This is a genomic window from Methylibium sp. (assembly GCF_035762065.1).
Taxonomy (GTDB): Bacteria; Pseudomonadota; Gammaproteobacteria; order Burkholderiales; family Burkholderiaceae_C; genus Methylibium.
On sequence record NZ_DASTPW010000026.1, the window covers coordinates 1 to 8,519 of the forward strand.

Genomic DNA, 8,519 nt, shown 5'->3' on the forward strand with positions numbered 1-8,519 from the left:
CCTGCTGCGCGCCGCAGGATAGCCTGCCTCGGCGCGACGGCCGTCGTATCGCGCTGTCCGACCCCGCGTTCGGAGCATTCCCAGCGACGCGGCGGCATCGCCCGATGGCGCCGGCGCGCGCACCGCGCGACCATGCCGCCACTGTCGCGATCGCCGCCCCCGAGGACACCCGCATGATCGATTTCGCCCAGCTCGACGACCTCGCCCGCCGCCTCAGCGCGCTCGTGCCGCCCGGCCTGCGCGAAGGCCGCGACGAACTGCAGGAGAACTTCAAGGCCGTGCTGCGCGGCGGGCTCGGCAAGCTCGACCTGGTCACGCGCGAGGAGTTCGACGTGCAGCGCGCGGTGCTGCTGCGCACGCGCGAGAAGGTTGAGCAGCTCCAGCGCACGCTGGCCGAACTCGAAGCGCAGCTCGACGCACCGCGCCACTAGGCGCCCGCCATGAACCTGGCGCTCGTGCACGGACGTGCGCGCGCCGGGGTGCACGCCCCCGCAGTGCGGGTGGAAGTGCATCTCGCCGGCGGCCTTCCGCGGATGTCGATCGTCGGCCTGCCCGCGGCCGCGGTGCGCGAGGCGAAGGACCGCGTGCGCGCGGCGATCACCTGTGCGCAGTTCGAGTTTCCCGCACGCGTCATCACCGTCAACCTCGCGCCGGCGGACCTGCCCAAGGACGGCGGACGCTTCGACCTGCCGATCGCGCTCGGCATCCTCGCGGCCAGCGGGCAGCTTGACGCCGGCCTACTCGCCGGGCATGAATTCGCCGGCGAGCTTTCCTTGGCCGGCGATCTGCGGCCAGTGCGCGGTGCGCTCGCGATGGCGCTGGCGGGTCAGCGCGGCGCCAGCAGCCGGCGCGTCGTGCTGCCGGCCGCAAGCGCGAGCGAGGCGGCCCTGGCCGACGGGCTGCCGCCGTTGGCCGCGCGGCATCTGCTCGACGTCGTCGCGGCGCTGCACGCGAATGCCGAGGCGCGCATCGAGCTGCCGGTCGCTCGCGCCCCGGCCGCGTCGGGCGCCGTCGTGCGGCCGGAGCTGCGCGACGTCAAGGGCCAGCCGGCCGCCAAGCGCGCGCTTGAAGTCGCGGCGGCCGGCGGGCACAGCCTGCTGCTGGTCGGCCCGCCCGGCACCGGCAAGTCGATGCTCGCGCACCGCTTCGCCGGGCTGCTGCCGCCGATGTCACAGGCGCAGGCGCTCGAATCGGCCGCGGTGCTCAGCCTCGCCGGCCACTTCGACGCGAGCCGCTGGCGCGAGCGCATCGTGCGCGCGCCGCACCACAGCGCCTCGTCGGTCGCGCTCGTGGGCGGCGGCTCACCGCCGCGGCCGGGCGAGATCTCGCTGGCGCACCACGGCGTGCTCTTCCTCGACGAATGGCCCGAGTTCCCGCGCGCCGCCCTCGAAGCGCTGCGCGAGCCGCTCGAGACCGGCCGGATCACGATCAGCCGCGCGGCGCGACAGGCCGAGTTCCCCGCGCGCTTCGTGCTCGTCGCGGCGATGAACCCCTGCCCCTGCGGCCACGCCGGCTCGCCGCTGCGCAGCTGCCGCTGCACGCCCGAGGCGGTGCTGCGCTACCAGTCGCGGCTGAGCGGGCCGCTGCTCGATCGCGTCGACCTGCAGGTGGAGGTGCCGGCCGTCGCACCCGAGGCGCTGGCCGCGCTGCCCGACGGCGAGCCGAGCGCCACGGTCGCCGCGCGCACCGCGCTCGCCGCGCAACGGCAGCAAGCGCGGCAGGGCTGCCTCAACGCCGAGCTCGACGGCCAGGCGATCGATGCGCACGTGCAGGCCGAACCGGCCGCACAGGCGCTGCTCCAGTCGGCGGCACAACGGCTGGGCTGGTCGGCGCGCGGCCAGCATCGGCTGCTGCGCGTGGCGCGCACGATCGCCGACCTGGCCGGCGCGGCGCGCGTATCGGCGGCGCACATGGCGGAGGCGGTGCAGTACCGCCGCGTGCTCGTCGGGCGCTAGAACGACCGCCCGGTTGAGGCTTCGCCGCTCCCGGCAAGGGCGCCGCTGGCGGCCCGGCGAAGCCGGATCCGCGGCAGCCGCAGGCCCAGCACGCGGTCACACCGGGCGCAGCTGCGTGCCGTCGAGCTTGAAGCGCGCGCCGACCGCCGGCGCCTGCGCCTGCTGCACCGTGCGCAGCGTGCCGTCGTCCATGCGCAGCTTGACGCTGTAGACGGTCTTTGCCTTGACCTGCTTCTCGACTTCGTGGCCGGCGAAACCGCCACCGACCGCGCCGACCACGGTCATCGCCTTGCGGCCGTTGCCGCTGCCGAACTGGTTGCCGACCACGCCGCCGATCACGCCGCCCGCGACCGCACCGATGCCGCTGCCCTCGCCCTTGACCTTCACCGCCTGCACCGATTCGACGACGCCGCAGTTTGTGCAGATCGGCGAAGGCGGCGCTTCGTCGCGCGGCGTCGCTTCGGCCTGCGCGCGCGCACGCGGCGCCGGCGGTGTCTCGGCCTTCGCGAGCTTCGATTCGGGCAGATCGAGCGGCGCGGCCGGCGCGGTGGCCGCGGCCGGCGGCGCCACGGACGCCGGCGCGCGCTGCGCCTGGGTGAGCGCAGCGGCGATGCCCGCGGCCGTCAGCGCCACCGCGCCGCCGGCCATCCAGATCCACTTCGGGGCCGCGCCGGCGGCGGGCTGCGGGGACTTCTCGTCGAGGCTGGCTTCCATGGTGTCGAGCTCCTTTTGGGTTGTCGGCAAAAACGGACGAGCGCGCGCCGTCGCCGACGCGCGCTCACAAACTGAAAAACTCAGGCGAAGAAGCCGAGGTCGCGCTGGAAGTTCCGCAGGTTCGGGAACACCAGATCGAGGTTCGCGTCGCTGACGCCGAACCACTTGCCGAGCGTGCCGCCGATCTGGTCGACCGAGACCTGCGGCAGGAAGCTGCCCGAGCCGACCTCGTCGTCATGGTTCAGGCCGACCTGCGGGAAGCGGCCGTAGATCTCCTTGCCGCGCACCGCGCCACCCATCACGAAGTGGTGGGCGCCCCAGCCGTGGTCGGTGCCGTCGCCGTTGCTGGTGAAAGTGCGGCCGAAGTCGCTGCCGGTGAACAGCGTCACCTCGTTGCGGCGCGCGCCGAGCAGGCGGTCGAACTCGCCGAGTGCGTGCGAGAGGCGCGCCATCAGATCGGAGTGGCTGCGGTTCTCGTTGTCGTGGGTGTCGAAGCCGCCCATGCTGACGAAGAAGATCTGTCGCGTGGCGCCGAGCGAGCTGCTCGCGCTGATGATTCGCGCGACGGTGCGCAGCTGCTGCGCGAGGCCGTTGTTCGCGGTCGCGCGCGTGACCGGGTTGTTGTAGGGCGTGACCTGCGGCACCGCCGCGTCGGTCGGCGCGTACGCGGCCTGGAAGGCGCCGCGCGCATCGACCGAGCGCTTGGTGATCGCGTTGTATTCCTTCGCGAACAGGTGCGAGTTGTCGGCGGTGATCAGGTTCTGCAGCGCAGTGCCCGCGGCGGCCGAGCCGAACAAGTTGGCGTCGACGCCGGGCAGTCCGCGGATGGACGTCGCGCCACCGCTGCCGACTTGGTACTGGAACACCGTGTTGCCGGCCATGAAGACCGCGTTGCCCGAGGCGGAGATGTTGGTGAAGATCGCCTGCGTGTTGCTCGACGCGACCAGGTCGCCGAGCTTGCCGCCCCAGCCGACCTTCGCGCCTTCCGGCGCCATCGCCTGCCAGGTCGATTGCTGGTCGTTGTGCGAAAACAGCTTGGCGGGCTTGCGCGAGGCGTTCGAACGGTAGGCCGCCTTGTTCGCGATCGGCTCGATCAGCGGGCCCGCGTTCGCGATCACGCCGAGCCGGCCCGCGGTGAACAGCGTCTGCGCCTCGACCATCGTCGGATGCAGCGCATAGGTGCGGGTGTTGTTCGGCGCGGCGAACGCGGTGAAGTTGGGCACGATCGGCAGCACGCCGCCGATGTAGTCGAGCAGCCCGGTGCCGGCCGCGGTGTTCGGCGCGGTGCCGACCGCGCGCAGCGCGATCGGGTCGGGCGCGGTCGAGCGCGTCGTGGTGTAGGCCGTCCACGAAGCCGCGTCGGTGGGCAGCACCATGTTGGCCGAGTCGTTGCCGCCATAGAGGAACAGGCAGACGATGGCCTTGTAGCCGCCGGCCGCCTGAGCCGCGGCCGCGTTCATCATCGATAGGTTCAGCGCGAACGGCGCGCCGGCGGCGCCGACGGTGCCGCCGATCAGCGACGCACGGCGCAGGAATTCGCGACGGGATGCGTTGATGCTCATGGCGCGGCTCACTTCAGGACGAGAAAGTCCGGCGACGCCAGCGTCAGGAACACCGCGATGTAGACGCGGTCGTTTCTGGCGTTGTCGATCGCCGTCTGGTTGGTCACGGTGCCGGTGCTGTTGGTCGTCGGCACGGGGATGGCGCGCGAGGCGACCGCGTTGGTGATCGCCGTCTTCGTCGCATCGCTCATCTGGCCGGCGGCGAGCAGCAGGTTCACGCGATCGACCAGCGCGGCCGGCGTTTCGGCCAGTGCCTGCTCGGCCGCGTAGTTCTGGCGCACGTAGCGGCCGGCCGAGGTGTTGATCGGCACCCAGTTGCGCATCGTGTTCAGGTAGCCGGCGACCGACACCTCGTGGGCGATCTGCAGCTCGGGCGCGACGAGGCCGGCGGTCGCGATCGTCGTGTTCGGCGGTGCATAGCCGGGCCGGTAGAAGTTGAAGACCGAAGGCGCGCGCATCGGCGTCTGGCCCAGGCTCGTGGCCGGATCGTCGGTGACGCCGATGCCGCGGAAGCGCCCGTCGGCATCGACGCTCGTCGCCTTGAACGCGCGCAGCCACGCCGCGAGGCGCAGCACCGGCTCGCGCAGCTTGCCCGTGCTGGTGCTCGCGGCATCGAGATTGCGCGCCTCGGTGTCGAGCAGCACCGCGCGGATGACCGCCTTCATGTCGCCGCGCGCGCTGCCGCCGCTGCCACCGCCCGTGCCGGCGAAGGCCGCCGAGCAACGCGACACATAGGCCGGCGACGGATTGCTCGTCACCAGCCGCTGGATCAGCTGCTTGCAGAAGAAGGGGCCGACATTCGCGTGGTTGAACAGGCGGTCGAGCGCCTTCGTCAGGTCGCCTTCCGGATCCGGGCTCGCGCCTTGCGGCGCGATCGTCATGCCAAGGAAGCTCTTTTCGGACGTCGAGTGGAAGTCGGTGTTCGCGACGTACTTGTTGTACGCCTGCATCGGTTGCCAGTCGCGATCGGGGTTCGCGTTGCCGCCGAAGAAGCGGCTGCTGGTGCGGTCGGTCGTGCCGGGGCCGGCGTACCAGCTCCAGCCGGTGAACACCTTTGCGAGGCCCTGCACGTCGGCGGTGGTGTAGGTCTCGATCGGCGCGGCACCGGCGAGCCGCTGCGTGCCGTCGGGGTTCAGCTCGAACAGGCCGATCGAGAACAGCTGCATCACCTCGCGCGCGTAGTTCTCGTCGGGCACGCGCGTCGCGGTCTCCTTCTGGTTGCCGCGATGCGACAGGTACAGGCCCATCATCGGATGCAGGCTCACGTCGTTCAGCAGTTCGCGGAAGTTGCCGAAGGCGTTCTTGCCGAGCATGTCGTAGTAGCTCGCGACACCGCGCGGGTAATTCGCGACGTTGCCGTCGTTGAACGAGATCACGAAGATCTGCGAGAGCGCGAACGTCACCCGCTGGCGCAGCTGGTCGGGCCCGGTGGCCGCCTGCTTCCACCAGGATTCGAGGAAGTCGTTCTGGTCGGCGTCGCCTTCGTTCGCGGCGGCGCGCTGCGCGTCGCGCGTGTCCATCGCCGCCTTGTGCGAAACCTGCGGCTGGTTGAACTGCGCATCGATCCAGGCGCGCGTGCCGTACTGCGCGACGGCGTCGATCTCGCTTTCGGTGGGCCCCATCGACGCCTGCGCGAGGAAGCGTGCCGCTTCCGGCTTCGTCGTCGGCTGGGCCGACTGGGTGGTGGCGATGTCCGCGCTGTCGGTCGCGGCGTCCTTGTTGCCGCCGCAGGCCGCCAGCACGGCGGCCGTCAGCACGGCGGCCGCCCATCGCGCCGTGCGCGTCGTGGCGATCCTCGGGCCGCCGTCTCCTCGAATGCCTTCGTTGTTCACCGCTGCCCCCGTCCTGCCTTCTGGGAGCGCGATGACATCACGCAGCCTGCTTGCACGCTTCGGCGCAGTTGCGAGCGATGTAAGGAGCGGCAACGCGACCCTCTGTTCGAGGGGCCGCGCCGTCGCGCGCGCGATGCGCGGCGTGACGAAAGTCGCGCCGCGCGCTCAGCTCAGTGTGGCGAGCGCGCGTCGCGCGGCGTCGAAGTCCTGGCCGCTGCGGTGCGCCCAGTCGCGCAGCTGGTCCTCGCCGAGCGCGCCGACGTTGAAGTAGGCCGCCTGCGGATGCGCGAGGTAGAAGCCGCTGACGCTCGCGGCCGGCGTCATCGCCAGGCTCTCGGTCAGGCCCATCCCGGCCTCGTCGGCGTGCAGCACGCGGAACAGCTCGCGCTTGACCGTGTGATCCGGGCAGGCCGGGTAGCCGGGCGCCGGGCGGATGCCGCGGTACTGCTCGGCGATCAGCTGCTCCGCGGTGAGCGACTCGTCCGGCGCATAGCCCCAGAACTCGGTGCGCACGCGCTGGTGCAGGCGCTCGGCGAAGGCTTCGGCGAGCCGGTCGGCCAGCGCCTTCAACATGATCGCGGAGTAGTCGTCGAAGTCGGCGAGGAACTGCGCCTCCTTCTTGTCGACGCCGAGCCCGGCGGTCACCGCGAAGGCACCGACGTGGTCGGGCTTGACGCCCTTCGGCGCGACGTAGTCGGCGAGGCAGCGGTTCGGCCGCTTCACCCCGTCGACGACCGGCCGCTCGCTCTGCATGCGCAGCCCGCGCCAGGTCATCAGCACCTCGGTGCGCGACTCGTCGGTGTAGAGCTCGATGTCGTCGTCGCCGACCGTGTTCGCCGGCCACAGCCCGACGATGCCGTGCGCCTGCAGCCAGCGGCCCTCGATGAGCCGCTGCAGCATGCGCTTGCCGTCGCTGAAGACGCGCTGGGCCTCGCTGCCGACGATCTCGTCACGCAGGATCTCCGGGAAGCGGCCCGCGAGATCCCAGGTCTGGAAGAACGGGCCCCAGTCGATGCTCGCGGCGAGCTCGGCGAGGTCGTAGTTCCTGAACACGCGGCGTCCGATGAACTTCGGCGGGGTCGGCGTGAAGGCCGCCCAGTCGATCGGCGTCTTGTTCGCGCGCGCCTGCTCCAGCGTGACCAGCGGCGTGGCCTTCTTGTTCGCGTGCTGGGCGCGCACCTTGTCGTAGTCGGCGCGCAGCTCGTCGAGGTACTTGGCCGCACGCTCGTCGGACAGCAGGTCGCTGCACACGCCGACGCTCCTCGACGCATCGGGCACGTAGACCACCGGCCCTTCGTACTTCGGCGCGATCTTCACCGCGGTGTGCACGCGCGAACAGGTCGCGCCGCCGATCAGCAGCGGGATCTTCTTCATGCGGAAGTAGTCGTCGCGCTGCATCTCCGCGGCGACGTGCTGCATTTCCTCGAGGCTCGGCGTGATGAGCCCCGACAGCCCGATCAGGTCCGCCCCCTCGACCTTCGCCTTCGCGAGGATGTCCTGGCACGGGACCATCACGCCCATGTTGACGACCTCGAAGTTGTTGCACTGGAGCACGACGGTGACGATGTTCTTGCCGATGTCATGCACGTCGCCCTTCACGGTCGCGATGACGATCTTGCCCTTCGGCTTCGCCTCGCCGCCGGCATCGATCAGGAGCTTCTTCTCTTCCTCGATGTAGGGCAGCAGGTGGGCGACCGCCTGCTTCATCACGCGTGCGCTCTTGACCACCTGCGGCAGGAACATCTTGCCGGCGCCGAACAGGTCGCCGACCACGTTCATGCCCGTCATCAACGGGCCTTCGATCACGTGCAGCGGCCGCCCGCCTTGCGCGCGGATCGCCTGCCACGCCTCTTCGGTGTCCTCGGTGATGAAGTCGGTGATGCCGTGCACGAGGGCATGCGAAAGGCGTGCGTTCACGTCGTTCGCGCGCCACGCGAGGCGGGCCGAGTCGTCCTTGCCGGCGCTCTTCGCGCGGTCGGCGATCTCGATCAGGCGCTCGCCGGAATCCTTGCGCCGATTGAGCACGACGTCCTCGACGCGCTCGCGCAGCTCGGGGTCGAGGTCGTCGTACACGCCGACCATGCCGGCGTTGACGATGCCCATGTCCATGCCGGCCTGGATCGCGTGGTACAGGAAGACGGTATGGATCGCCTCGCGCACCGGATCGTTGCCGCGGAACGAGAAGGAAAGGTTCGACACGCCGCCCGAGACCTTTGCCCCGGGCAGGTTGTCCCGGATCCAGCGCACCGGGCAGGTTCTGCTTGATCCAGCGGGTGGCCTCGATGAAGTCGACGCCGTAGTTGGCGTGCTCGTCGAGCCCCGTCGCGATCGCGAACACGTTGGGGTCGAAGATGATGTCTTCCGGCGGGAAGTCGAGCTGGTCCACCAGCAGACGGTACGCGCGTTCGCAGATGCGGATCTTGCGCTCGAACGTGTCGGCCTGGCCGGTCTCGTCG

At 70.8% G+C, this 8,519-nt stretch carries 5 protein-coding genes and 1 pseudogene; 2 read left to right on the forward strand and 4 right to left on the reverse strand.

Features of this window, described 5'->3' with window-relative positions:
- The first annotated feature begins 173 nt into the window (after positions 1-173).
- Both ubiK and VFR90_RS07495 read left to right on the forward strand, forming a co-directional pair.
- The gene (ubiK, locus tag VFR90_RS07490) at positions 174-431 is read left to right on the forward strand and encodes a ubiquinone biosynthesis accessory factor UbiK (RefSeq protein WP_326405485.1); all 258 of its coding nucleotides are present in this window, start codon (positions 174-176) and stop codon (positions 429-431) included.
- Positions 432-440: 9 nt separating this feature from the next.
- Positions 441-1,955: a YifB family Mg chelatase-like AAA ATPase gene (locus VFR90_RS07495; RefSeq protein WP_326405486.1), complete on the forward strand. Its 1,515-nt coding sequence runs from the start codon at positions 441-443 to the stop codon at positions 1,953-1,955.
- A gap of 96 nt (positions 1,956-2,051) precedes the next feature.
- On the opposite strand, the gene VFR90_RS07500 is transcribed toward VFR90_RS07495, so the two are convergent.
- From VFR90_RS07500 to VFR90_RS07515, 4 genes and pseudogenes are all read right to left on the reverse strand, one after another.
- Positions 2,052-2,669, reverse strand: coding sequence for a glycine zipper 2TM domain-containing protein (locus VFR90_RS07500; protein ID WP_326405487.1), 618 nt, complete (start codon positions 2,667-2,669; stop codon positions 2,052-2,054).
- A gap of 80 nt (positions 2,670-2,749) precedes the next feature.
- On the reverse strand, positions 2,750-4,231 hold the full coding sequence (locus tag VFR90_RS07505) for a DUF1501 domain-containing protein (protein WP_326405488.1): 1,482 nt from the start codon (positions 4,229-4,231) through the stop codon (positions 2,750-2,752).
- 8 nt (positions 4,232-4,239) lie between these two features.
- The gene (locus VFR90_RS07510; protein ID WP_326405489.1) at positions 4,240-5,988 is read right to left on the reverse strand and encodes a DUF1800 domain-containing protein; all 1,749 of its coding nucleotides are present in this window, start codon (positions 5,986-5,988) and stop codon (positions 4,240-4,242) included.
- Positions 5,989-6,228: 240 nt separating this feature from the next.
- Positions 6,229-8,519, reverse strand: a pseudogene (locus VFR90_RS07515) (methionine synthase); the annotation flags it as partial.